The sequence below is a fragment of the Streptomyces hygroscopicus subsp. hygroscopicus genome, from assembly GCF_030269125.1.
In the GTDB taxonomy this organism is placed as follows: Bacteria; Actinomycetota; Actinomycetes; order Streptomycetales; family Streptomycetaceae; genus Streptomyces; species Streptomyces hygroscopicus_C.
In genome coordinates, this window is record NZ_BSSM01000005.1 from 355,090 (window position 1) to 378,543 (window position 23,454).

A 23,454-nucleotide genomic window follows, 5' to 3' on the forward strand; every position below is an offset into this window, starting at 1 on the left:
CAGCGGGATGTGGCCGCCGGGCTGGACGGCCTGGTCCGCGCCGGGCGTGCGAAGTGCCACACCGGGGGCCCGCACCACGAGGAGGACCCGCGGACAGCTGGCCGCCGCCTGTGTCGCGGATGTGGTGCGCAGCCCACCCACTGGTCCGGACAACAAAGAAGCCCCCGGGCTCTTGACCTTGGGGTTTCGCATGGAGCGGGTGACGAGAATCGAACTCACGCTGTCAGCTTGGGAAGCGACGGCGCTTGGGCGGGTCCCGTGGCCCCTGACCAGCGCAGATATTTGGTCCTTGAGGCGGTCGTGCGGGTCGGATTGCACCGCTGTCGACCGTAGGTTTCCGTCCTTACGGGCACGCTATGGGCACGGCGCCGGAGCCATTGGTCTGCGGGACGGAGCGACGGACATTGGGAGGATTCCCGGATCCAGGCGTCGGGCCCAGGACATGCGTGGTTGCGGTTGCGTAGGTGGGGTCGGCTTCCCACTGTCATTCGACGTCGACTCCGTAGGCGCGGGCGAGGCCGTCGAGGCCGTCTGCCCATCCTTGACCGAGGGCCCGTAGCTTCCAGGCGGGTAGGCCGTCAACGGTGTGCCGATACAACTCGGCGACGATCATCGCTCGGATCTCCGGGTTGGCGGAGGGCTGAAAAGCCCATGCGGCCCCGGTCACGCAGTCCATGTGCAAGGCGGCGTGGGTGAGAGCACCGCAGTTCAGGCCCGTGTCGACGTCCATGTTGATGGCGATGGCGACGCGGCGCACTCGCTCGGGCAGAACAGCCAGGTGAATGGTGGCGCGTTCGACGAAATAGGAACCCTCCTGCCGCTTGCCCAGAAGCCGTGCGGCACCGTCCGCAGAGCAGGGCTGGTTGTAAAATACGAAGTCTTCGTCAGCCGCCACCCGGCCGTCCTCCCCGGTCAGGAAGAGGGTGAGGTCCGCGTCCGCGCCGGCGAAGCTGAACGCGACGCGCAGCCCCTGCCAGCCGTCCTCGGGCAGGACCAGGGCTTGACCCGGGACGAGCGAGGCAGGCAGTGCGGGCGGTGTAACGGGTACAGGAGGCGGTCCTGCCGACGTCTCCTGCTTCCATTCGACGAACGGCTTGATCCGGTAGGAATCGGTGAGTGGCGCCCTGTCGTCGGGCGGGGTACCCGCGCCGAGGGTGACGTCGAGGTCGGCGAGTGATGGTTCGCCGGCGCCGGGTTCGTCCTGAGCATGGTCGAGCAGGTCCTGGAGGCCGGGCACGCGGCTGGTCTCCAGCGGCTTGATCGAGCTGGACAGATTGCCCGATGCGGTGGTGGTGACGGAGCAGGCGACGTCCTGCCCGATGTCCTGGAAGCGCAGGGCGTCCTCGGGTTCCCGCCAGGGCGTGGACTCGATCGCCTGGCGCGTCCAGCGGCCGTAGGCCACGAAGCCGAGGCGCTGGGTGTCGGGCAGGCGGGTCAGTACGGCGAGGTCGATGGCGGTGATGCCGGGTGCCGTGGCGAAGCCTTCCTTCAGCGTGGCGACGATGTTGGAACCCATGGACGTCAGCCACCACAGGACGCGGTCCCGCTTGGTGAGGTTCTTCAGTGTCGGGCGTCCGGCGGGGGTGAGCCCGGGCGTCTGACCGGGCATAGAGTCGAGGTCCTGTTGCCGCACGACGACGGACAGAACCGAGCCGTCCACGCCTACGGCACAGCCGGCGGCCGGGTTGTCCGAGAAGGCGGTGTTCACCGCTTCGCAGACGGTGGCCTCGTCATTGGCGAGCAGGGCTTGCCACCAGTGTTCGGCGTCGTCCGTCAACTGATGGCGGATCTCTCGCAGTCGCGCCGTCTCGGCGGCCAGGTAGGCGGGCGCGTCCTGTTCCGCCCTTTGTCTGGCCGCAGCCTTCGCTGCGCGTGCCAGCCGCCCCACGCCCTGAAGATGGAACGTCCGGGCTTCGGCGAGCGCCCAGGACAGGCTCAGTTGGGGAGTATCCGGGATGACGGGTGGATGCGCGGTGGGGAAGGACTCCAGATGAACGCTGGTCATCTGCCGCCTCAGCTCGCGCAACTGAGCGATGGCGGCATCGCGCTCCGCCTCCTGCTGAGCCCGTTCCGCCTGACGGCGCGCCCGGTCCAGTTGCGCGGCCGACGGGGCGACCGTACGAGAGCGTGTCGTACGCCGCGTACTGGTGCGCCGTCGATTGCCGCCGAGGGAACTCGACGCGTAGAAGGGGCCGAGTCCGGTCGACATCCTGGCGCCGCCACTGCCCACGCTGAGCCTCGCCGCACGGGGCCCGATCGAGGTGCGCACTCCTCGAGTGGACACCCGCACACTCATCCCGGGCACACCGACACGGAAACCGAACCCCATGACATACCCCTCTCCCCAGACACAGTCTGGCACCCGGAAGGGGCGTGTGAGGTCGACTCGGCTGGTCCTCAGCAACCCGACACGGGGAGGTCCTCCGAATACATCAATCCGGTACATGGACTACTCTTGGTACATGTCCATGAAGCGCACGAACGTCTACGCGGACCCCGAGGACCTGGCGATCATCAAGGAGGCCGCCAAGCGCCGAGGCATAAGCGAGGCCGAGATCATCCGCCAGGGCATCCACCTTGCAGCCATGGCGAACCGGGTCTGGGACGAGCCGCTGTTCTCGCGCACCTTCGAGGGTCCGGGGCGCACGCTGCCCAAGTCGGAAGTCCGCGACACGGTCGCTGAGGCTGTCCGGCGTGAGACCGGCTCGGGCTCCGGATCCGCCGCGTGATCATCGTCATCGCCGATACGTCCGGCCTTCTGGCAGCGCTGGACTCGGCTCACCCGGAACACCGGGCGGCGAACGAGGCCATCATGGCGGCGGGCCTGCTGGTCATGTCCCCGCTCCTGCTGGCCGAACTGGATCACGTGGCGACGCGTGAGCTCGGCAGGGAGGCCGCCCTCAGCGCTGTCGACGACCTGCGGCGCTGGATGAGCCGGGGTCGTGTCGTCCTGCCGGAGATCACGGAGGACCACCTGGGCGCAGCCCAGTCCGTCCGTGTCCGTTACCGCGCGCTGGACCTCGACCTCGCCGACGCGGTGAACGTGGCGCTTGCCGCCGACTACGACACGGACGCGATTCTCACCCTCGACCGACGAGACTTCCGGGCCGTACGCCCGCTGGGCCGTTACAAGGCGTTCCGGGTACTCCCCGACGACCTCCCGCTCTGACGCAGGGCCCCGGCGGTCAAGAGCCCGCTTCTCCAAGGGGCTTGTGCCCGCCCACGCAGCATCGGCCCCTCAATGAACAAGCCCCAGGTCGCTGACCTGGGGCTCCAAAAGAGCGGGTGACGAGAATCGAACTCGCGCTCTCAGCTTGGGAAGCGACAGCGCTTGCGTGGCGGTATGGCTGCTGGCCTGGGCGAATTCGTTGTGTTGCGGCAGGAGTGGTGGGCCTGGTGGCACCGCTGCTGACCGTGGTTGCCCGCTCTGAAGGGCACGCTGTGGGCACGAGGTCGCGAGGTGCAGGAGTGTCGTGCCTGCGTCGCCTTCTCTGTGCTCGGGACTCGTCGACATGTAGGCCGACTGGGGGGAAGTCGTCGCGACCGCACATGGATGTCGATTCTCTGCCCTGGTTTGGGAGATCACAAAAAGCTGGTTTTACGCTGCAGACGATCTCCATCTCCACGACGGGCAGCCTGGTACCCAAGGTGGCGAGCGCGGCGAGATTCAGCGGCTCGAGATCGACGTTTTTACCTCGCCAGGTAAAGACCTCGGTCCTCAATGCGAGGACCCTGCTGCCCGAGGTGGGGAGGCAGCCCGATGGAGTGGATCGCTGCGGTCGACATCCCGGGCTGGCACCGCTTGCGTAAGCCTTCCTCGCGGCGGGGATCGATGTCGCCACAAGCTGCCGCCTCATCCGAAGTGTTAAGCCCGTAGTCATCCTTAGGCCGCGAACCAGCGTCGATGGCGAGAGTAGAGAGAGTCGAATATGTACAAAACTGGCGCCTTGCTCTTGGCTCGTTCGCGAGTGCGCCAGGAGCCGGTATCTGAGTACTTGAAGTACTCATGAGACGACAGCGCGACGACCGCCCTAGGCTCATGCCCAACGAACGCCACTCCAGGGCTACTTCGAAGGAATACGAGGCGTGATGAAGAACAGAACGGGCATGTCTGACGGTGATCGCCTTCTGACGCGCACGGAGATTGCGGCCATGGCAGGGGTGACACGCGCGGCGGTCACCACATGGGAGCGGCGGGCGGCGGACTTTCCCACCCCCCGACGTACCGCTGGCCAGGACTACTTCAACGCGTCCGAGATCCTCGGCTGGCTCGATGGAAGGCCGGTGCCGTCGCACCGCCGGGAATCGGGGGAGGGCGAACTCACCACCTACGGAGACCGGGCGCGGCGGCACTGGCCGGGCACCTCCGTCGCGCGGGAGGGGACGGCGCGAGAACACGCCGGGCTCACGCTCGGTCCCAGCGAAAGGCCGGATCCGCGGGATGCCGAGATCGTCCGCAAGCTCATGGGGCCCCTGGCCGAGCGGGTGGGAGGCGCGGATCAGGCGGTCACCTATCTGAGCCTGCTGGCCGCGTTGCTCTTCCTGCGGGAGACGAGCCCGGGCTGCTGGCAGAAGGTGCAGGCGTACGTCATGACCGGTGCCGAGCCGCGGTCCAGCATCGCCCTGCTCAAGCTGGTCGGCTCGGAAACGGACGCGGTGCTGCGCGGCATGGGATCGCTGCCCGAGATGCAGAATGCACTCGCTCGCCTGGAGCCCCGGCGGTTCCAGGACCTCGCGCAGGTCGTCCGACTGGTCGGTGCGCTCGGCCCGAATGCCTTCCAGCTGTTGATCGAGGACTACGAGGAGCGCGCGCAGCTGCGCAGCCGGGAATTCTTCACACCGCTCCCGGTGGCACGCCTGATGGCGGCGTTGGGACGGGCGGCCAGGAAAAGCCCCCCAAGCAGCGTGTACGACCTGTACTTCCGTGGTGGGGAACTCCTCGGCGCGGCAGCCGACACTGCCATGTGGGCGAGACGCAGGCCCGGCGCCGCCGACGATCCCTTGCCCAGGCTGCTGGGACAGACGCCGAAGCGAGTGACGTTGTCGCTGGCCAGTATGGGCCTGGCGTTGCGCGGAGTCCCGTTCGCTCTGCAGATGAAGACCCGCGGGCGTCCCTGGGAGGAGAACTGGCCCCAGGAGCCGGTCGATCTGGTTCTCACCAACCCGCCCTTCAATATGAAGGACACCTCGCAGGAGACAACGCGCACCGGGCACTGGCCCTATGGGGCTCCTCCGGTAGGCAACGACAACCTTGCCTATCCCCAGTACGCCTTGTCCGTCCTGGCCGAGGGCGGGCGCGCAGCGGTGGTCATGCCGAACAAGGCCGGCAACTCCGGGAACGCGGCGGAGCGGGCGATCCGTCGGGCACTGGTGGAGCAGGGTGTCGTGGAGTGCGTTGTCGCGCTACCCGACAAACTCTTCTCCGGCACCCCGGTACCCGTGTGCGTGTGGCTGCTGCGGCACCCGGCCGATGCCGGTGACCATGTCCTGTTCCTGGACGCGCGGGACCTGGGCGCCATGCGGCGCGGCGGGCGCAGAGTGCTCGCCTACGACGACGTCCAAGCCGTCCTCGACTCGTACCTGGCTCTCAGCCCCTGGGAAGGACCCGCCCGACCGGACGACCCACCTCCGGTGACCGTACCCAGCGCGCGCGTCGACAAGGAGGCGCTGCGCCGCAACGACTACTCGCTCAATCCGATCGACCACATCGGTCGGTCGCCGGCCCCGGACTCCGGCACGGCCGGTATGGCGGAGGCGGAAGCCTGGGCCGAGGTGTCGTGGCTGAGGGAGAGATGCGCCGAACTGGACGAGCGCACCGTCGGCCTGCTCGCCGAGCTGGAGACCAGCCGGGTGCGTCAGGCGCCTCGGCACAGGGCCACGCTCGCGGAGCTATGTGAGATCCAGACCGGCCCGTCGCACGCGCTGCTGGCGCCGCGGGACCGGACTCCGTACGGCGTGGTGCCGGTCGTCTTCCCTAAACACCTGCGGGACGGGCGGGTGACCGACAGCGCCGACGAGCGCGTCTCGCCAGAGCTCGCAGAACGGCTGACGCGCTACCGACTTGCGCCAGGCGACATCGTCTGTGTCCGCTCGGGCGCCATGGGGCCACCGGCCATGGTGCGGGGGGACCAGACGGGGTGGCTCATGAGCTCCAACGTGATCAGGCTCCGCTGCCGCCAGGACGTCGGAGTCCTGCCGCCCTACCTGCTCGCCGTGCTGAGCCGTCCAGACGCCGTGAACTGGGTCAGGGATCGAGCGGCCGCCACTGCGGCTCCGTTCATCACCAAGGACGCGCTGGGGCGCCAGGAAGTCCTGCTTCCGCCCCTCGACGTGCAGCAGGAGATCGCCGAACTGCTGACGCTCCTCGGCGAGCGCTCCGATGCCCACCGGGAACTGGCGGCAGCCATCACCCACGCACGAGGGCTGCTCGTCGACCAGCTGGCGAGCGCCTCGCCCTCCTCTCGGGACAGCGAAAGGAAGCCCCGATCATGACCACCACCGACCCCACGCGCCTGTCCCGGTCCGTCGCCTGGGCACTCTGGCTTCTGGTGATCGTGCTCTTCTCCCTGCTGGTCGCCGTGTGCGTCGCCGCTCTCAAGTACGCGACCGGGACGGGCATCGCTGACTTGATCCTTTACGCGGGGGGCGCGTTCGGTACGACGGCAGGACTGTGCTTCGCCGCGGTAGGAGCAGTTACGACGCTACGTAATTGGACTATGACGGACGACCACCGCAACCTGCCGCGTGAATCGAACGACACGAACCGGCCTACTGGCTCTGGCTGATGGAGGGCCGGGCCGGTGTCCCGGCCATGGACCGTGAATAGCGACACCCCAACCTGCTCTTGAAACAAACAAACCCCAGGCCGCTGACCTGGGGTTTCAATCTGGAGCGGGTGACGAGAATCGAACTCGCGCTCTCAGCTTGGGAAGCTGATGTTCTACCATTAAACTACACCCGCGTAAGTCCGGACAAAGCCCCCGAGAGGGGTCCGTGCCCGACGCTCGATCACTGTACCTCATCGCAGGCCCCCGATGCCCACGGCTCGGGGGCCTGAGTGGGTTTCAGGGTGGGGATCCGGCTGCGGGGGGCGGGAGTTGGGGCGTACGGTGGGGGCGTGGGGGAGGGTCCGGGCGGGGCCGGAGTGCCGCCTGGAGAGTCGTCTCTTTGATCCCGTAATGTGGCTTTTGTCGTCGGGTCGGTCAGCCCGACGAGGCTCTTGGGGAAGGGACTTAAGGGACTTGATGGAACGCACCGTCGTCCGCTGTGCGGATGGGCACGTCTTCAGCGCCGCTTCGTTCCCGATGCAGCAGGCCGAGCGGCTCGGCCCCGGTCGGCTCATGCGGTGCCCTCGATGCGCTCGGCTCCGCAGCGTCGTACCGGTCGCCCTGGAGAAGCAAGGGTAGGAAGAGGAAGTAGCAGCAGGTCACGACGGTGCGTAGTCGCGTCGTGACAACCGGCGCGCGGAGTCGTCACGATTGTCATGGCTCCGCGCGCCTTGCGTATCCTCGCTACGTGCTTCTCTCAGACAAGGACATCCGGGCCGAGATCGACGCCGGGCGGGTACGGATCGATCCCTTTGACGAATCCATGGTGCAGCCGTCGAGCGTCGATGTCCGGCTGGACCGCTACTTCCGGGTGTTCGAGAACCACCGGTACCCGCACATCGACCCCTCCGTCGAGCAGCCCGACCTGACGCGGCTCGTGGAACCGGACGGGGACGAGCCGTTCATCCTGCACCCCGGGGAGTTCGTGCTCGCGTCGACGTACGAGGTCATCTCGCTGCCCGACGACCTGGCCTCGCGGCTGGAGGGCAAGAGTTCGCTCGGCCGCCTCGGCCTGGTCACCCACTCCACCGCCGGGTTCATCGACCCCGGGTTCAGCGGGCACGTCACCCTGGAGCTGTCGAACCTCGCCACCCTGCCCATCAAGTTGTGGCCGGGGATGAAGATCGGCCAGCTGTGCCTGTTCCGGCTGTCCTCGCCCGCGGAGTTCCCGTACGGCAGCGAGCGCTACGGCTCGCGGTACCAGGGGCAGCGCGGGCCGACCGCCTCGCGGTCCTACGTCAATTTCCATCGGACCCAGGTGTGAGGGCTGCCAGAACATGAGTGACCTGCGGGAGAACCTGACCTACGAGGCGTTCGGCGACGCCGTCCGCGAGCTGGCGCAGACCATCGCCGACGACGGGTACGAGCCGGACATCGTGCTCAGCATCGCCCGGGGCGGCGTGTTCGTGGCCGGCGGGCTCGCCTACGCCCTGGACTGCAAGAACATCCACCTGGTGAACGTGGAGTTCTACACGGGCGTGGGCACGACCCTGGAGATGCCGGTCATGCTGGCGCCCGTCCCCAACGTGATCGACTTCTCCGACAAGAGGGTCCTGATCACCGACGACGTCGCCGACACCGGCAAGACGCTCAAGCTCGTCCGCGACTTCTGCCTCGACACCGTCGCCGAGGTGCGCTCCGCGGTGATCTATGAGAAGTCCCACTCCCTCGTGAAGTGCGAGTACGTCTGGAAGCGCACCGACGACTGGATCAACTTCCCGTGGAGCGTCCAGCCGCCGGTCGTGCGGCGGGACGACCAGGTCCTCGACGCCTGACGGCACCGGACGACGGAGGCCCCGGCGCGCGACCGCGCCGGGGCCCTTTCGCGTGTCCGGGGACTAGAACGTGCCGAGCTTCACGATCGACAGCAACCCGATGAGCTGGATCGCCGACGCGCCCAGTGCCTTCGGCCACGGCAGGTCGTGGGAGCGGGACACCATCATGGTGAGCAGCGCGCCCGCGGCGAGCCAGGTGGCCCAGCCGAGTATCTGCACGAAGCCCGCGTCGCCGCCGAAGAACATGGCGAAGACCAGGCGGGGCGCGTCCGTGAGGGCCGTGATCAGCATGGACAGGCCCACCGTGGGCTGCCAGGCTCCGTCGCCGCCGAGCTGGCGGGCCAGGGTGTGGGTGACCACGCCCAGCACGAACAGCCCGAGCACCATCACGACCGCGGTGATCAGCACGATCGGCACCGCGTTGGACAGCGTGGCGCCGATGGCCTCCTTGCGGGCGTTGTCGAAGCCGAAGACGGCGAGCAGGCCGTAGAGGAAGGTCACGATCAGGGCCGGGGCCCACATCGTGTAGTCCCGCATGCGCAGGAAGGTCTGGTCGGGGGCGAGGACGATGCCCCGCAGCAGCTCCTTCCAGTGCAGCGGCGGGCCGAGCGGCGTGGCGGGCGCGGCGGCGGAGCCGGCCTGGTAGGTCGCGCCCTGGGTGTAGTCGGCGGCCTCGTCGATGGAGAAGGCCTGGGTGTGGCCCGGGTTGTTGGCCGCGTACGGGTCGGGCACGCCGCCCGCGTAGCCGTCGTCGAAGTACTCCGGGCCGTCGTCCGCCCGGCCCTGGTGGCCGTACGGCCGGCCCTGCTGCGGGTACGGCGGCTGCTGCGGATACGACGACTGCCGGGGATACCCGCCCTGCTGCGGGTACGGCTGCTGCGGCGCCGGCGGGTAGCCGTACGACGGCCGTCCCGCGCCTTGCCCGGGACCCTGGGGCCCCTGCCCGTACGGCGACGGGCCGCGCCGCCCGCTCGACGGGCCGGGGCGGGCGCCCGACGGTCCCTGCTGCGCCTGCTGCTGTCCCTGGGGGGTGCGGTCGTCCCGGCCCCCGCGTCCGATCCTGAATCCAGCCACGTCATCGAACGTACCTGGTCCCGGAGGGTGACGTGCCGGGCCCGGCGGTCCGGGCCCGGCATTGCGGCCGACCTGTGACATCCCCTAAGGGGCCGTCAGCCGTTTCACCAGGGATGGTTCCGGGTTTGAACCTTCTCAGCCCGCGAAGACCCCGCGGAACCGCGGCTCCCGGCGCCGGACGGGCGGCTCTTCCCGCCGACGGGGTCGTACGGGGGTTCGGCGGACGCCGGTAAGTGTGTGACGCCCGCGGCGAGTTACCGGGTCCCGCTGCGGCGGCCGGCGGGCGGCTGGCGCAGGATGGACTCATGAGCGTAGTGAAGATCAACGTGCTGACCGTACCCGCCGAGCAGCGGGAGGTCCTGGAGAAGCGGTTCGCCTCGCGGGCCCACGCGGTGGAGAACTCCGACGGCTTCGAGTGGTTCGAGCTGCTGCGCCCCGTCGAGGGCACCGACCAGTACCTCGTCTACACCCGCTGGCGCGACGAGGAGTCCTTCCAGGCCTGGATGGAGGGCCCGATGAAGGCCGCGCACCAGGGCGGCGGCGAGGGCGGCGGCGAGCGCCCCAAGCCCGCCGCCTCGGGGTCCACCCTGTGGTCCTTCGACGTGGTCCAGCAGGCGGGCCCCAAGAACGGGTGACGGCGGGCGCCGGGCCCCGGCGGCCGTACGGGGTCCGGCGCGCCGTTTCCACGGGGCCGCGGCGGCCTCTGTGGGCGCCCGCGCCCCGGGGGCGGCACCGGGGCCCCCGGCGGCCGTCCGCGGCCGTCCGCGGCCTGGGCGCGGGACCGGCGACAGGCCGACCGCCTGCCCGCCCCGCACCGGCCCCACCCCGGACACGACGGCGCCCCCTGCCTGTGCGAAGCAGGGGGCGCCGCGGGTCCGCGGGATTCGGCGCGGTCGTTACTTGACCGGTTCCGGCTCCGGCGTGGTCTCGGACTCGGACTCGCCCGCCGGGTCCACCGGGGTCTTCACGGAGTCCAGCAGGAGCTGGGCGACGTCGACGACCTGGATGGATTCCTTGGCCTTGCCGTCGTTCTTCTTGCCGTTGACCGAGTCGGTCAGCATGACGAGGCAGAAGGGGCAGGCCGTGGAGACGATGTCCGGGTTGAGGGAGAGGGCCTCGTCCACGCGCTCGTTGTTGATGCGCTTGCCGATGCGCTCTTCCATCCACATCCGGGCGCCGCCGGCGCCGCAGCAGAAGCCGCGCTCCTTGTGGCGGTGCATCTCCTCGTTGCGCAGGCCCGGGACCTTGCCGATGATCTCGCGCGGGGGCGTGTAGATCTTGTTGTGGCGGCCCAGGTAGCACGGGTCGTGGTAGGTGATGATGCCCTCGACCGGGGTGACCGGGATCAGCTTGCCCTCGTCCACCAGGTGCTGGAGCAGCTGGGTGTGGTGGATGACCTCGTAGTCGCCGCCGAGCTGCGGGTACTCGTTGCCGAGCGTGTTGAGGCAGTGCGGGCAGGTGGCGACGATCTTCTTCGCCGACTTCGGCTTCCTGGACTCCGCGGTGACCTTGCCGTCGTCGTCCAGCTCCTCGCCGAACGCCGTGTTCAGGGCCATCACGTTCTCCATGCCGAGCTCCTGGAACAGGGGCTCGTTGCCCAGGCGGCGGGCGGAGTCACCGGTGCACTTCTCGTCGCCGCCCATGATCGCGAACTTGACGCCCGCGATGTGGAGGAGTTCGGCGAAGGCCTTGGTCGTCTTCTTGGCGCGGTCTTCCAGCGCGCCCGCGCAGCCGACCCAGTACAGGTACTCGACGTCGGTGAGGTCCTCGATGTCCTTGCCGACGACCGGGACCTCGAAGTCGACCTCCTTGGTCCACTCCAGGCGCTGCTTCTTGGCCAGGCCCCAGGGGTTGCCCTTCTTCTCCAGGTTCTTGAGCATCGTGCCCGCCTCGGAGGGGAAGGCCGACTCGATCATGACCTGGTAGCGGCGCATGTCCACGATGTGGTCGACGTGCTCGATGTCCACCGGGCACTGCTCGACGCAGGCGCCGCAGGTGGTGCAGGACCACAGCACGTCCGGGTCGATGACGCCGTTCTCCTCGGCGGTGCCGATCAGCGGGCGCTCGGCCTCGGCCAGGGCGGCGGCCGGCACACCGGCCAGCTGCTCCTCGGACGCCTTCTCCTCGCCCTCCACCGTCTTGCCGCCACCGGCCAGCAGGTACGGGGCCTTGGCGTGCGCGTTGTCCCGCAGCGACATGATCAGCAGCTTCGGGGACAGCGGCTTGCCGGTGTTCCACGCGGGGCACTGCGACTGGCAGCGACCGCACTCGGTGCAGGTGGAGAAGTCGAGCAGGCCCTTCCAGGAGAACTGCTCGACCTGGGAGACGCCGAAGACGTCGTCCTCGCCGGGGTCGGTGAAGTCGATCGCCTTGCCGCCGGACGTCATCGGGAGCAGCGCGCCGAGCGAGGTGCCGCCGTCGGCGTTGCGCTTGAACCAGATGTTCGGGAAGGCGAGGAAGCGGTGCCAGGCCACGCCCATGTCGGTCTTCAGGGCGACCGTGATCATCCAGATGAAGGAGGTCGCGATCTTCAGGGCGGCGAAGAAGTAGGTGAGGTTCTGGAGCGTGCCGACGCTCATGCCCTTGAACCAGGCGACGACCGGGTACGAGATGAAGAAGGACGCCTCGTAGCCGTCGACGTGGTGCTGGGCGCCCTCCAGGGCGTGCAGCGTGAAGATGCAGACGCCGACGATGAGGATGACGGCCTCGACGAAGTACGCCTGGCCGAAGTTGGAGCCGGCGAAGCGGGACTTGCGGCCCGGCTTGTTCGGCTTGCTCAGCTGGCGGATCGCGATCAGCACGAGGATGCCGATCGTCGTCATGGTGCCGAGGAACTCGACGAAGACGTTGTACGGCGTCCAGTCGCCGATGACCGGCAGGATCCAGTCCGCCTGGAAGAGCTGGCCGATCGCGTTGACGATCGTCAGCAGCAGCGAGAAGAAGCCCACCGCCACGAACCAGTGCGCCACGCCGATGACGCCCCAGCGGTTCATCCGGGTGTGGCCGAGGAACTCCTTGGCCACGGTGATGGTGCGCTGTGCGGGTTCGTTGGTCCTGGTCCCGGCCGGCACGGGCTGGCCGAGACGCATGAAGTTGACGATCTGCAGGAGGGCGCGGCCGAACAGTGCCACGCCGACCACGATCAGGACCAGCGACACGATGATCGCGGCGAGTTGCATTGGGGCTCCTGAGGGCGGCCTCGAATTAACCGAGCAACATTACTAAGCGGTAACTTATGTAGTCCTCTGAGACTACCCCTATCTTCCGTCGCGATGCAGGGGAGCGCGGGGTGATATGGGTCGCTGAGGGACCGCCCATCGTGACCCGTCGATCACCCTCTGGGCAATCTGATCGTGTTATTCATCCCGAATTGCTACTTTCGCCTCTACCTTAGAGCCGTGCTCTACGGGATCGCCGCGGCCTCGGCCGCCCTGCTGCTCACCGCCGTCCTCGCGGCACTGCTCCGGCTGCCCGCGCGGCGGGCGGGAGTCGTCGACCGGCGCCGACAGCGCCCCCTTCCCCTGCTCGGCGGCCTCGCCGTCGCCGTCGTCACCTCGCTGGTCGCCTGGACGGGTGAATGGACCCGGGTCGCCCCCCTGGGCGAGGGGGTGGACGGCCTCCTCCTCGCCGCCGTCGGGGTCGCCGTGCTCGGCCTGGTCGCCGACGTCTGGCGGCTGCGCGGCCGCGTGATCGCCGCCGGCACGGCCGTGGCGGCGGCCTGCGTGGTGCCGTACGACGAGACGGGCGTGGCCGGGGGCGTGCTCGCGGTCGCCGGGATCGTCGTCGTCACGCTCGCCTTCCGGGGGCTCGACCACGCGGACGGGCTGGCCGGGACCGTCGGCGTGGTGACCGCCTTCGGCGCGGGCGTCTGCGCGGCCATCGAGGTGATGGACGGACTCGCCGTCCTGCTCAGCGTGTTCGCCGCCGCCCTGACCGGGTTCCTGATGCACAACTGGCATCCCGCGCGGGTCGGACTGGGCGCCTGCGGCTCCCTGTTCACGGGCTTCCTGCTCTCCTCCGCGGTGGTCTTCACCCGCGCGGGGTACGCGATCGGGCCGAGCGCGGCGGTCCTGTTCTGCCTCGGCGCCGTCGCCCTCGCGGACGCCGCCCTGGTGGTGCTCGTACGGCTGCTCGGGCGCCGTCCGCTGCTGCGGCGCGGCCCGGACCACCTGCTGCACCGGCTGCGGCGGCTCGGGCTCACCCAGCCGGGCGGCGTGGTGCTGCTCGGGGTGGGCGCCTTCGCCGCGGTGCTCGCCGGGGTGCTCGTGCACGCCGGGTGGGCGGGGGAGGGATCGGTCCTGTGGGTGGCGGGAGGAGCGGCGCTCGTGGTGCTCGTCCTCCTGCGGGCGCCTGTTCGGATCCCGGTGCAGCGACCCCGTCGTATGGCATCGACGCAGGTCAGCGGGCGGTTGCGTGTAAGGAACGGATAAGACTTGAGTCCGGATGACTCAGGTCTGTTGACCCCAGCGGCTCGCTCGTGCACACTTGAGCCTGTTCCACTCAAGTCAGCTGGAGGAATCAACCATGGCACGTGCGGTCGGCATCGACCTGGGCACGACTAACTCCGTCGTCAGCGTTCTGGAGGGCGGCGAGCCCACCGTCATCACCAACGCCGAGGGTGCCAGGACCACGCCGTCCGTCGTCGCCTTCGCGAAGAACGGCGAGGTGCTCGTCGGTGAGGTCGCCAAGCGGCAGGCCGTCACCAACGTGGACCGGACCATCCGGTCCGTGAAGCGCCACATGGGCACCGACTGGAAGATCCAGCTGGACGGGAAGGACTTCAACCCCCAGCAGATCTCCGCCTTCATCCTGCAGAAGCTGAAGCGGGACGCCGAGGCCTACCTGGGCGAGAAGGTGACCGACGCGGTCATCACCGTCCCGGCGTACTTCAACGACTCCGAGCGCCAGGCCACCAAGGAGGCCGGCGAGATCGCGGGCCTCAACGTCCTGCGCATCGTCAACGAGCCGACCGCCGCCGCGCTGGCGTACGGCCTCGACAAGGACGACCAGACGATCCTCGTCTTCGACCTCGGTGGCGGCACCTTCGACGTGTCCCTCCTGGAGATCGGCGACGGCGTCGTCGAGGTGAAGGCCACCAACGGTGACAACCACCTCGGTGGTGACGACTGGGACCAGCGCGTCGTCGACTACCTGGTCAAGCAGTTCCAGTCCGGCCACGGCGTGGACCTGTCCAAGGACAAGATGGCCCTCCAGCGCCTCCGCGAGGCCGCCGAGAAGGCCAAGATCGAGCTGTCCTCCTCCACCGAGACCTCGATCAACCTGCCGTACATCACGGCGTCCGCCGAGGGCCCGCTGCACCTGGACGAGAAGCTCACCCGCGCCCAGTTCCAGCAGCTGACCGCCGACCTGCTGGAGCGCTGCAAGACGCCGTTCCACAACGTCATCAAGGACGCCGGCATCTCCATCAACGAGATCGACCACGTCGTCCTCGTCGGTGGCTCCACCCGTATGCCCGCCGTGGCCGAGCTCGTCAAGGAGCTGACCGGCGGCAAGGAGGCCAACAAGGGCGTCAACCCGGACGAGGTCGTCGCCATCGGCGCCTCGCTCCAGGCCGGTGTCCTCAAGGGCGAGGTCAAGGACGTCCTGCTGCTCGACGTCACCCCGCTGTCCCTCGGTATCGAGACCAAGGGCGGCATCATGACCAAGCTGATCGAGCGCAACACCACGATCCCGACCAAGCGCTCCGAGATCTTCACCACGGCCGAGGACAACCAGCCGTCCGTGCAGATCCAGGTCTACCAGGGCGAGCGCGAGATCGCGGCGTACAACAAGAAGCTCGGCATGTTCGAGCTGACCGGTCTGCCGCCGGCGCCCCGCGGCGTCCCGCAGATCGAGGTCTCCTTCGACATCGACGCCAACGGCATCATGCACGTCACGGCGAAGGACCTCGGCACCGGCAAGGAGCAGAAGATGACCGTCACCGGCGGCTCTTCCCTCCCGAAGGACGAGGTCGACCGCATGCGCGAGGAGGCCGAGCGCTACGCGGAGGAGGACCACAAGCGCCGCGAGGCCGCCGAGACCCGCAACCAGGGCGAGCAGCTCGTCTACCAGACCGAGAAGTTCCTCAAGGACAACGAGGACAAGGTCCCGGGCGAGGTCAAGACCGAGGTGGAGTCCGCGATCGCCGAGCTGAAGGAGAAGCTCAAGGGCGAGGACACCGCCGAGATCCGCACCGCCACCGAGAAGGTCGCGGCCGTCTCGCAGAAGCTCGGCCAGGCCATGTACGCCGACGCGCAGGCCGCGGGCGCCGGTGACGGCGGCCAGGCCAAGGCCGACGACGACGTCGTGGACGCCGAGATCGTGGACGACGAGCGCAAGGACGGTGCCGCGTGACGGAGGAGACCCCGGGCTTCGAGGAGAAGCCCGACGTCCCCTCCGGCGCCACCTCCGACGACGCCGAGCCGAAGGCCGCCCCCAAGGAGGGGGCGGCCCCGGCCGGGGACGCGAACGCAGACGCAGGTCTGGTCGCCCAGCTGGACCAGGTGCGCACCGCGCTGAACGAGCGGACGGCGGACCTCCAGCGGCTCCAGGCCGAGTACCAGAACTACCGCCGCCGGGTCGAGCGGGACCGGGTCACGGTCAAGGAGATCGCGGTCGCGAACCTCCTGACCGAGCTGCTGCCCGTGCTCGACGACATCGGCCGCGCGCGGGAACACGGCGAACTGGTCGGCGGCTTCAAGTCGGTGGCCGAGTCGACGGAGACCGTGGCGGCCAAGCTGGGCCTCCAGCAGTTCGGCAAGGAGGGCGAGCCCTTCGACCCGACCATCCACGAGGCCCTGATGCACAGCTACGCGCCGGACGTCACCGAGACGACCTGCGTGGCGATCCTGCAGCCCGGGTACCGCATCGGCGAGCGCACCATCCGCCCCGCGCGGGTGGCCGTGGCCGAGCCGCAGCCGGGCGCGCAGACCGCGAAGACGGACAAGGCGGGCAAGGCCGAGGGCGCCGAGGACAAGCCCGAGGCGGCCGACGACAAGGAGAACGGTGGCCCGGACGAGGGCTGACGTCATCACAGCGGACGGGAAGGAGGGACGTCGGGGATGAGCACCAAGGACTTCATCGAGAAGGACTTCTACAAGGTCCTCGGCGTCCCGAAGGACGCCACCGAGGCCGAGATCAAGAAGGCGTACCGGAAGCTCGCGCGCGAGTTCCACCCGGACGCCAACAAGGGCAACGCCAAGGCCGAGGAGCGCTTCAAGGAGATCTCCGAGGCGAACGACGTCCTCGGTGACCCCAAGAAGCGCAAGGAGTACGACGAGGCGCGCGCCCTGTTCGGCAACGGGGGCTTCCGCCCCGGGCCGGGCGCCGGCGGCGGCAGCTTCAACTTCGACCTGGGTGACCTCTTCGGAGGCGGCGGCACCGCCCAGGGCGGGGGCTTCGGCGGCGGACTCGGCGACGTCTTCGGGGGCCTGTTCAACCGGGGCGGCGCGGGCGGGGCGACCCGTACGCAGCCGCGCCGCGGCCAGGACGTGGACACCGAGGTCACCCTCAGCTTCACCGAGGCGATCGAGGGTGCCACGGTGCCGCTGCGGATGACCTCCCAGCAGCCCTGCAAGGCCTGTTCGGGCACCGGCGACAAGAACGGCACGCCCCGGGTGTGCCCGACCTGCGTCGGCACCGGCCAGATCGCCCGGGGCTCGGGCGGCGGCTTCTCGCTGACCGACCCCTGCCCCGACTGCAAGGGCCGCGGTCTGATCGCGGAGAACCCCTGCCCGGACTGCAAGGGCAGCGGGCGCGCCAAGTCCTCGCGCACCATGCAGGTCCGCATCCCGGCGGGTGTCACCGACGGGCAGCGCATCCGGCTGCGCGGCAAGGGCGCCCCCGGCGAGCGGGGCGGCCCGGCGGGCGATCTGTACGTGACCGTGCACGTGGGCGCGCATCCGGTGTTCGGCCGCAAGGGCGACAACCTCACGGTGACCGTCCCGGTCACCTTCGCCGAGGCCGCGCTCGGCGGCGAGGTGCGGGTCCCGACCCTCGGCGGCCCGCCGGTCACCCTGAAGCTGCCCCCGGGCACTCCGAACGGCAGGACCATGCGGGCCCGCGGCAAGGGCGCGGTCCGCAAGGACGGCACCCGCGGGGACCTCCTGGTCACCGTCGAGGTGAGTGTTCCGGAGGACCTGTCGGGGAAGGCTCGTGACGCACTGGAGGCGTATCGCGAGGCGACCGCGGGCGAGGACCCGCGGGCGGAGCTGTTCGAGGCCGCGAAGGGAGCTTGAGAGTGATGGAAGGCCGCCGGCGCAACCCGTACGAACTGACCGAGGAGACCCCGGTCTACGTCATCTCGGTGGCGGCCCAGCTCTCCGGACTCCACCCGCAGACGCTGCGCCAGTACGACCGCCTGGGCCTGGTCTCCCCGGACCGCACCGCGGGCCGCGGCCGGCGCTATTCGGCCCGTGACATCGAACTGCTCCGCCAGGTGCAGCAGCTGTCGCAGGACGAGGGCATCAACCTGGCCGGCATCAAGCGCATCATCGAACTGGAGAACCAGGTCGCCGCACTCCAGTCCCGCGTCGCGGAGCTGGAAGCGGCCCTGGACGGGGCGGCGGCCACCATGCGCCAGCGCGAGGCCGCCGTGCACGCCTCCTACCGCAGGGACCTGGTGCCCTATCAGGAGGTCCAGCAGACGAGCGCGCTGGTCGTCTGGCGGCCCAAGCGGCCCCAGCAGCAGGGCGACTGACCGCTCGTACCGCCACGCACGGAGAAGGGCCCGCGGACGCATCCCGTCCGCGGGCCCTTCCGTGCTCCGGAACCCCGGGGCAAAGCCTTTCTTTGCCGCCTCGTGAACACTCCTTGGGTGGACGGTCCGTAAAGGGTGTTTGGAGAGGTTCTCGCATTGCTTTCACAGGATCGGCGGCGTGTAGTGTTGCGCACTCGTTAAGTAAGGTTCCTTGACGTCGACTGTCGGCTCCGCGTTGTCTTTTCAGACACCTGGGTCCTATAGCAGCGCCCACGTCCGAAACACACGTGAAGTGAGCCCTCGTATGCGTCGTATCGTTCTGTCCGTGGCCGCGTCCGCGGCGACCCTCTCGCTGGCCGGCTGCGGCGTACTGAACGCGACGGGGGACAGCACGAGCGCGAGCCCGGCCAAGGGCGACGACATCACCGTGGGCCTGCTGCTGCCGGAGACGACCAACACGCGCTACGACAAGTTCGACTACCCCATCATCAAGAGCAAGGTCGCCGACCTCACCGGGAAGCAGGGCAAGGTCGCGTACGCGAACGCGAACGCCGACTCCGCCAAGCAGGCCGGGCAGATGCAGAAGATGATCGACGACAAGGTCGACGTGATCCTGCTCGACGCCGTCGACTCGCACGCCATCGCGGGCGAGGTGCAGAAGGCCAAGGACGCGGGCATCCCGGTCATCGCCTACGACCGCCTCGCCGAGGGCCCGATCACCGCCTACGTCTCCTTCGACAACGAACTCGTCGGCGAGGTCCAGGGCCGCTCGCTGCTGGACGCGCTGGGCTCGAACGCGGGCACCGCGACGAAGATCGTGATGATGAACGGCTCGCCCACCGACCCGAACGCCAAGCAGTTCAAGCAGGGCGCGCTGTCCGAGCTGAACGGCAAGGTGACCATCGCGGCCAGCTACGACACCACGGACTGGAAGCCGGAGAACGCCCAGGCCAACATGGCCAGGGCGATCAGCCAGCTCGGCGCGGGCAACATCGCGGGTGTGTACTCCGCGAACGACGGCATGGCGGGCGGCGTCATCAAGGCCCTGAAGGCCGCGGGCGTCACCAGCCTGCCCCCGATCACCGGCCAGGACGCGGAACTGGACGCCGTGCAGCGGGTGGTGGCGGGCGAGCAGTACATGAGCGTCTACAAGTCCTACCCGGACGAGGCCGAGGCCGCGGCGCAGATGGCGGTCTCCAAGGTCCAGGGCAAGGACATCCAGTTCGACGCCCTCACCGAGGACAAGGTGGACAGCCCCACCACCAAGGACATCCCGTCCAAGCTGGTCCAGGTGAGCGCCCTGACCCGCAAGACCATCAAGGACACGGTCATCGCGGACGGCATCTACACCGTCGGTGAGATCTGCACCCCCAAGTTCAAGGCGGAGTGCAACGCCATCGGTCTGAAGTAACTCGCCGCGGCGCGGCGGCCGGAGCCCGGGTCGTATCGCCCGGCGCGGCTGCCCGCTTGTCGCAGTCGCAGGCCCGGAGCCTGGGAGATACCCCCGCAAGGCGGCGGTTAACGGCTCGCGGGGTGCGGGGAGCCGTGTTGCGGACCCGGTCGGCGCCACGCATAGTTGCGCTGCGGAAGTGGCAGCACACCGGGGGTGGAATGCGCGATGGCCGGGCGGAGGGCGGAGCAGCATCCTCACGGTGCCGACCGGCTGTGCGAGGCCGGGGACCGCGTGTACGCGCGGGCGGTGCGCCGGGGACGGGTGCCGCGCATCGAAGCCGAGGCGGTGCCCTGTCTGCTGGAACTGGCGCTGCTGCACCCGGACCCCGACGACATGGACTGGCTGGTGCCCACCTCCCCGCAGGAGGTCATGACCCGGCTGCTGCGCGGGGTCCACGACGAGGTCAGCGAGAGCCAGCGCCGGGTGGGTTCGGCGGTGGCCGCCTTCGAGTGGTACGCCGGGCTCGGCCGGTTGCAGGCGCTCGCGGCGCCGGCCGGCGGCAGCGCCGTACGGGTGCTGGACGGGCTGTCACGCATCCAGGCCGCGATGGACGAGGCGACCGAGGCGTGCACCACCGAGGTGCTCACCGTGCAGCCGGGCGGCATCCGGCGGGAGGCGGAGCTGACCGAGGGCCTGCACCGGGCGCTCGCCCTGCGCGGGCGGGGCGTGCGGATGCGGGACCTGTACACGCACGTGGCGCGGCACGGGCAGGGGCTGCTCAACTACCTGGAGCTGATGGGCGACACGGTGGAGGCCCGCACCCTGGACGAGGTCATCGACCGGCTCATCCTCTTCGACCGCACCGTGGCCTTCATCCCGGCGAACGCGGACCGCACCATGGCGCTGGAACTGCGTCACCCGGCGCTGGTGGAGTACCTGGTGACGGTCTTCGAGCGGCTGTGGCGGCTCGCCATCCCGCTCACCGCGCCGCTGCCGGACACCGGCATCGAGGGCATCTCGCACCGCGAGCAGTCCATCGCGGCGCTGCTCGCCGAGGGCCACCAGGACGCGGTGATCGCCGAGCGGCTCGGGATCAGCGTGCGCACCTGCCGCGCGCACATCGCCCGCCTCTCGGAGACGCTGGGCGCGGTGAGCCGTACCCAGCTCGGGGTGCGCATCGCCCAGGCGGGCCTGGACGGCAGCGGCCGGGGCGTGCCGACGGCGCGGGACGCCTCGCGGTGACGCCCTGCCGCGCCGCCGGGCGGGGGCCCGCACGGGGCCGGTACGGCCGGCTCACTGGTCGCGTTCCAGCATGCCGGACTGGGCGATGAGGTAGCCGAGCTGGGCGCGGCTGCCGCTGCCCAGGGCCTGGGCCAGTTTGGCGATATGGGCGCGGCAGGTGCGCACGTTCATGCCGAGCCGGCGCGCGATGGCCTCGTCCACATGGCCTTCCACCAGGAGCTTGGCGATGGAGTGCTGGATCTCGGTGATGCCGTCGGGCGCGGTCTCGTACGGGGCGCCGGCGGTCAGCGGGACGGCGCGGTTCCACATGAACTCGAAGACCTTGATGAGGTAGCGGATGAGCCCGGGGTTGCGCAGTTCGAGGGCCACCTGCTGGTCGTCGCGCGTGGGGATGAAGGCGACCGACTCGTCGCAGATGATGAGCCGTTCGACCAGTTCGTCGATGGTGCGGTACTCGACCTTGCCGCTGGCCAGTTGGGCGACGTAGCCGAGTTGTTTGAGGTTGTAGCGGACGGTGTGCTGGTAAAGGGTGCGGATGTGCACGCCCCGGTCCACCAGGGCGGTGTCCCGCTCCAGGCCCTGGCGCACATTGCGTTCGGTGAAGCGGTTGCTCGGCTGCACGGTGAGCATCGCGGTCTGGCACTGGGCGGTGGCCAGGTCGAGGGCGGCGTTGATGCGGTCGCTGCCCTCCAGGACCGTGATCGAATGGGTCGCGGACCCGGTCTGGGTGCTCAGCGCGAGGAACGGCTCGAATACGTCGGAGAGTTGAACCGCCCAGCGCCTGCGGTCGGCGATCTCGCGTTCGATGGGCGAGAGCCGCTGGGCCAGCGCCACCGCCGGGGGCACCGGGCGCAGCCAGTCGGGATCGTCCGGGTCGGGGTGGAGCAGGGCGAACTCCATCAGGCAGGGAGCCGACGCCACGTCAGCACGCGAGACACGCCCGGTACGGAGGGCGTTGGCGTAAAGTCGGCCCCCTTCCTCGCACAGTTCGGTGACCGCATGGGGATGTGCCGTGTTGTGCCGATTTGAAGTCAAATCTCCACCCCCCAGGGTCCTGAACATGCAGGAACATGATGCACTGATTGTGTGGTCATGATGTGCCTGAATGAGCTATCGTCTTATCCGACGGGGGAAGAAGGGGACCTTCAAGTGAGGACGAAGTCGACCATGGGCAAGAAGATGATTCGCTCGGTGCTGGTCGCCACCTTCTCCGCCGTTGTGGCCCTTGGAGTGCTGAGTGGCCCCTTCGGCGCGAAGAGCGACGCGCGGGCGGACAGCAAGTGGCCGTCGGTGGCCACGCTCGACGCGAAGACCGAGGTGCGTGCGGACAGCAAGTGGCCTTCGGACAGCAAGTGGCCTTCGGCGCCGGCGTCCACGACCGCGGTGACCACGACGACGGTGGGCGCGGCGGACGGTTCGGGGAGCTGATGTGACCATGCCTCCCGACGACCGCTCCTTCCGCCGTGAGATGGCCACCGCCTACCGCTCCGGCTGGCACTTCATCGATCTGGTGACGGCGATCCCCCACCCGGGAGACTCGCTGATGGTGACCGTCTTCGGTGAGCCGGTCGTCGTCACGCGCGACGAGGAGGAGGACGTCCGGGCCTACCGGTGCCTGCGCAAGCCGCGTGGGGCGCCCCAGCCGGTGCGGTGCGCCATACGGTACGGAATGATCTTTGTGAACCTGGACCAGAGGGATCACCGGCTCACCGAGCCGGTGGAGTCCGACCTCAGGACCATCTCAGCCACCCCCCGCAGTGCCTGACGCGATTCCCCCGTCGTAAAAGATCGCTCAGGTGCTTCCCCCCGCAGCGGCGTCACCGTGACCTGAACACGGTGACGCCGCTGTTGTTCGTGGGGACATGTCAGGGTATGTGCCGCTTCGCAGCGTGGCCGAATCTGATCGAACACGGCCGCCGTCGAGTCGCTCGCGCCCGGCACCCCTTTCACCCTCGCCCCAATGCTCGCTCCAGTGAGATCTCGATCACCACGCGGGAGGGGTTCGGCGAGGGTTCGCGCTCGTAGCGCTCGGCGTAGCGGCGTTCCGCCTCCCTGATCCGGGCCGGGTCCGTGGAGACCCGCGCCCGGCCCTCCAGCGTGGCCCAGCGACGGCCGTCGACCTGGCAGACGGCGGCGAGCGCGCCGTCGGGGCCGGCGGCGCGCGCGTAGACCGCCTTCGCGCTGGAGCCGTTGCAGATCACCCGGGCAAGGCGCGCTTCGGGGTCGTATGTCACCCCGACCGGCACTACGTGCGGGCTGCCGTCCGGGCGGATGGTCGTCAGTGTGCACAGATGCCGCTCGCGCCAGAAGCCGAGGTACGCGTCGTCCGGGGAACCCGGATCCACGGAGTAGGTCGCCATGCCCGGAAACCTAGCCGTAGGGCGGTGCGCGAGCAGCCTTGAGTGGAATAGACTCAACTTTATGTACGCTGGTTAAGTCAGCAGA

Annotated in this window: 21 protein-coding genes and 1 tRNA gene; 16 read left to right on the forward strand and 6 right to left on the reverse strand. The window is 69.2% G+C overall.

Annotation, left to right across the window (positions count from 1 at the left end; all coding sequences use genetic code 11):
* Positions 1 to 484 precede the first annotated feature (484 nt).
* The gene (locus tag QSK45_RS14705; RefSeq protein ID WP_285556842.1) at positions 485 to 2,269 is read right to left on the reverse strand and encodes a TerD family protein; all 1,785 of its coding nucleotides are present in this window, start codon (positions 2,267 to 2,269) and stop codon (positions 485 to 487) included.
* A 193-nt stretch (positions 2,270 to 2,462) separates the two neighbouring features.
* Between QSK45_RS14705 and QSK45_RS14710 the strand changes: the two genes are divergently transcribed.
* The 4 genes from QSK45_RS14710 (at position 2,463) to QSK45_RS14725 (ending at position 6,785) form a co-directional block, all read left to right on the forward strand.
* Positions 2,463 to 2,729, forward strand: a complete 267-nt coding sequence (locus QSK45_RS14710) for a ribbon-helix-helix domain-containing protein (protein ID WP_030734427.1) — start codon at positions 2,463 to 2,465, stop codon at positions 2,727 to 2,729.
* Entirely contained in the window at positions 2,726 to 3,169 is a 444-nt protein-coding gene (locus QSK45_RS14715) for a PIN domain-containing protein (protein WP_285556848.1), read from the forward strand. The genes QSK45_RS14710 and QSK45_RS14715 overlap by 4 nt, the downstream gene beginning before the upstream one ends.
* A 920-nt stretch (positions 3,170 to 4,089) precedes the next feature.
* Positions 4,090 to 6,492, forward strand: coding sequence for a type I restriction-modification system subunit M/S (locus tag QSK45_RS14720; RefSeq protein WP_285557102.1), 2,403 nt, complete (start codon positions 4,090 to 4,092; stop codon positions 6,490 to 6,492).
* Positions 6,489 to 6,785 (forward strand): hypothetical protein, encoded by a 297-nt coding sequence (locus QSK45_RS14725; RefSeq protein ID WP_285556850.1) that lies wholly within the window; start codon positions 6,489 to 6,491, stop codon positions 6,783 to 6,785. The genes QSK45_RS14720 and QSK45_RS14725 overlap by 4 nt, the downstream gene beginning before the upstream one ends.
* A 102-nt stretch (positions 6,786 to 6,887) precedes the next feature.
* Here QSK45_RS14725 and QSK45_RS14730 read toward each other — a convergent pair.
* A tRNA-Gly gene (locus QSK45_RS14730) sits at positions 6,888 to 6,961 on the reverse strand.
* A gap of 554 nt (positions 6,962 to 7,515) precedes the next feature.
* Between QSK45_RS14730 and dcd the strand changes: the two genes are divergently transcribed.
* Both dcd and QSK45_RS14740 read left to right on the forward strand, forming a co-directional pair.
* On the forward strand, positions 7,516 to 8,091 hold the full coding sequence (gene dcd, locus QSK45_RS14735; RefSeq protein WP_285556852.1) for a dCTP deaminase: 576 nt from the start codon (positions 7,516 to 7,518) through the stop codon (positions 8,089 to 8,091).
* A 13-nt stretch (positions 8,092 to 8,104) separates the two neighbouring features.
* Complete coding sequence (locus QSK45_RS14740; protein ID WP_285556854.1) at positions 8,105 to 8,602, forward strand: phosphoribosyltransferase; 498 nt, start codon at positions 8,105 to 8,107, stop codon at positions 8,600 to 8,602.
* 63 nt (positions 8,603 to 8,665) lie between these two features.
* Here the strand turns inward: QSK45_RS14740 and QSK45_RS14745 are convergent, their stop codons facing one another.
* Positions 8,666 to 9,757 (reverse strand): Yip1 family protein, encoded by a 1,092-nt coding sequence (locus QSK45_RS14745; RefSeq protein ID WP_285556857.1) that lies wholly within the window; start codon positions 9,755 to 9,757, stop codon positions 8,666 to 8,668.
* Positions 9,758 to 9,981: 224 nt separating this feature from the next.
* Between QSK45_RS14745 and QSK45_RS14750 the strand changes: the two genes are divergently transcribed.
* The gene (locus QSK45_RS14750; RefSeq protein ID WP_285556859.1) at positions 9,982 to 10,311 is read left to right on the forward strand and encodes an antibiotic biosynthesis monooxygenase family protein; all 330 of its coding nucleotides are present in this window, start codon (positions 9,982 to 9,984) and stop codon (positions 10,309 to 10,311) included.
* A 261-nt stretch (positions 10,312 to 10,572) separates the two neighbouring features.
* On the opposite strand, the gene QSK45_RS14755 is transcribed toward QSK45_RS14750, so the two are convergent.
* Positions 10,573 to 12,855, reverse strand: a complete 2,283-nt coding sequence (locus tag QSK45_RS14755) for a (Fe-S)-binding protein (RefSeq protein ID WP_285556860.1) — start codon at positions 12,853 to 12,855, stop codon at positions 10,573 to 10,575.
* Between the two features lie 219 nt (positions 12,856 to 13,074).
* Between QSK45_RS14755 and QSK45_RS14760 the strand changes: the two genes are divergently transcribed.
* The 7 genes from QSK45_RS14760 to QSK45_RS14790 all read left to right on the forward strand — a co-directional run bounded on the left by QSK45_RS14760 (position 13,075) and on the right by QSK45_RS14790 (position 21,009).
* The gene (locus QSK45_RS14760; RefSeq protein WP_285556863.1) at positions 13,075 to 14,106 is read left to right on the forward strand and encodes an MraY family glycosyltransferase; all 1,032 of its coding nucleotides are present in this window, start codon (positions 13,075 to 13,077) and stop codon (positions 14,104 to 14,106) included.
* A gap of 94 nt (positions 14,107 to 14,200) precedes the next feature.
* Positions 14,201 to 16,030: a molecular chaperone DnaK gene (gene dnaK, locus QSK45_RS14765; RefSeq protein ID WP_285556865.1), complete on the forward strand. Its 1,830-nt coding sequence runs from the start codon at positions 14,201 to 14,203 to the stop codon at positions 16,028 to 16,030.
* A complete protein-coding gene (grpE, locus tag QSK45_RS14770; RefSeq protein ID WP_285556867.1) occupies positions 16,027 to 16,701 on the forward strand; it encodes a nucleotide exchange factor GrpE in 675 nt (224 codons plus the stop codon). Before dnaK ends, grpE begins: the two co-directional genes overlap by 4 nt.
* Positions 16,702 to 16,737: 36 nt before the next feature.
* A complete protein-coding gene (dnaJ, locus tag QSK45_RS14775) occupies positions 16,738 to 17,913 on the forward strand; it encodes a molecular chaperone DnaJ (protein WP_285556869.1) in 1,176 nt (391 codons plus the stop codon).
* A 5-nt stretch (positions 17,914 to 17,918) separates the two neighbouring features.
* Positions 17,919 to 18,374 carry a heat shock protein transcriptional repressor HspR gene (locus QSK45_RS14780; protein ID WP_285556871.1) on the forward strand — a complete coding sequence of 152 codons (456 nt, stop codon included), beginning with the start codon at positions 17,919 to 17,921 and terminating at the stop codon, positions 18,372 to 18,374.
* 304 nt (positions 18,375 to 18,678) lie between these two features.
* Entirely contained in the window at positions 18,679 to 19,785 is a 1,107-nt protein-coding gene (locus QSK45_RS14785) for a sugar ABC transporter substrate-binding protein (RefSeq protein ID WP_285556873.1), read from the forward strand.
* A gap of 207 nt (positions 19,786 to 19,992) precedes the next feature.
* Positions 19,993 to 21,009: a helix-turn-helix transcriptional regulator gene (locus QSK45_RS14790; protein WP_285556875.1), complete on the forward strand. Its 1,017-nt coding sequence runs from the start codon at positions 19,993 to 19,995 to the stop codon at positions 21,007 to 21,009.
* Positions 21,010 to 21,060: 51 nt separating this feature from the next.
* Here the strand turns inward: QSK45_RS14790 and QSK45_RS14795 are convergent, their stop codons facing one another.
* Positions 21,061 to 22,071: a helix-turn-helix transcriptional regulator gene (locus QSK45_RS14795; RefSeq protein WP_285556877.1), complete on the reverse strand. Its 1,011-nt coding sequence runs from the start codon at positions 22,069 to 22,071 to the stop codon at positions 21,061 to 21,063.
* A gap of 87 nt (positions 22,072 to 22,158) precedes the next feature.
* On the opposite strand from QSK45_RS14795, the gene QSK45_RS14800 reads away from it, so the two are divergent.
* On the forward strand, positions 22,159 to 22,437 hold the full coding sequence (locus tag QSK45_RS14800) for a hypothetical protein (protein WP_285556879.1): 279 nt from the start codon (positions 22,159 to 22,161) through the stop codon (positions 22,435 to 22,437).
* 1 nt (position 22,438) lies between these two features.
* Positions 22,439 to 22,774 carry a Rieske (2Fe-2S) protein gene (locus tag QSK45_RS14805; protein ID WP_285556881.1) on the forward strand — a complete coding sequence of 112 codons (336 nt, stop codon included), beginning with the start codon at positions 22,439 to 22,441 and terminating at the stop codon, positions 22,772 to 22,774.
* A 181-nt stretch (positions 22,775 to 22,955) separates the two neighbouring features.
* On the opposite strand, the gene QSK45_RS14810 is transcribed toward QSK45_RS14805, so the two are convergent.
* The gene (locus QSK45_RS14810; protein ID WP_285556884.1) at positions 22,956 to 23,369 is read right to left on the reverse strand and encodes a pyridoxamine 5'-phosphate oxidase family protein; all 414 of its coding nucleotides are present in this window, start codon (positions 23,367 to 23,369) and stop codon (positions 22,956 to 22,958) included.
* Positions 23,370 to 23,454 lie beyond the last annotated feature (85 nt).

Excerpts from the sequence above, each read along its gene's own strand:
- QSK45_RS14710 (WP_030734427.1), top strand. The coding sequence starts at position 2,463 with ATGTCCATGAAGCGCACGAACGTCTACGCGGACCCCGAGGACCTGGCG.
- QSK45_RS14720 (WP_285557102.1), top strand. The coding sequence starts at position 4,090 with ATGAAGAACAGAACGGGCATGTCTGACGGTGATCGCCTTCTGACGCGC.
- QSK45_RS14725 (WP_285556850.1), top strand. The coding sequence starts at position 6,489 with ATGACCACCACCGACCCCACGCGCCTGTCCCGGTCCGTCGCCTGGGCA.
- QSK45_RS14740 (WP_285556854.1), top strand. The coding sequence starts at position 8,105 with ATGAGTGACCTGCGGGAGAACCTGACCTACGAGGCGTTCGGCGACGCC.
- QSK45_RS14745 (WP_285556857.1), bottom strand. The coding sequence starts at position 9,757 with ATGTCACAGGTCGGCCGCAATGCCGGGCCCGGACCGCCGGGCCCGGCA.
- QSK45_RS14750 (WP_285556859.1), top strand. The coding sequence starts at position 9,982 with ATGAGCGTAGTGAAGATCAACGTGCTGACCGTACCCGCCGAGCAGCGG.
- QSK45_RS14755 (WP_285556860.1), bottom strand. The coding sequence starts at position 12,855 with ATGCAACTCGCCGCGATCATCGTGTCGCTGGTCCTGATCGTGGTCGGC.
- dnaK (WP_285556865.1), top strand. The coding sequence starts at position 14,201 with ATGGCACGTGCGGTCGGCATCGACCTGGGCACGACTAACTCCGTCGTC.
- dnaJ (WP_285556869.1), top strand. The coding sequence starts at position 16,738 with ATGAGCACCAAGGACTTCATCGAGAAGGACTTCTACAAGGTCCTCGGC.
- QSK45_RS14780 (WP_285556871.1), top strand. The coding sequence starts at position 17,919 with ATGGAAGGCCGCCGGCGCAACCCGTACGAACTGACCGAGGAGACCCCG.
- QSK45_RS14785 (WP_285556873.1), top strand. The coding sequence starts at position 18,679 with ATGCGTCGTATCGTTCTGTCCGTGGCCGCGTCCGCGGCGACCCTCTCG.
- QSK45_RS14790 (WP_285556875.1), top strand. The coding sequence starts at position 19,993 with ATGGCCGGGCGGAGGGCGGAGCAGCATCCTCACGGTGCCGACCGGCTG.
- QSK45_RS14795 (WP_285556877.1), bottom strand. The coding sequence starts at position 22,071 with ATGTTCAGGACCCTGGGGGGTGGAGATTTGACTTCAAATCGGCACAAC.
- QSK45_RS14810 (WP_285556884.1), bottom strand. The coding sequence starts at position 23,369 with ATGGCGACCTACTCCGTGGATCCGGGTTCCCCGGACGACGCGTACCTC.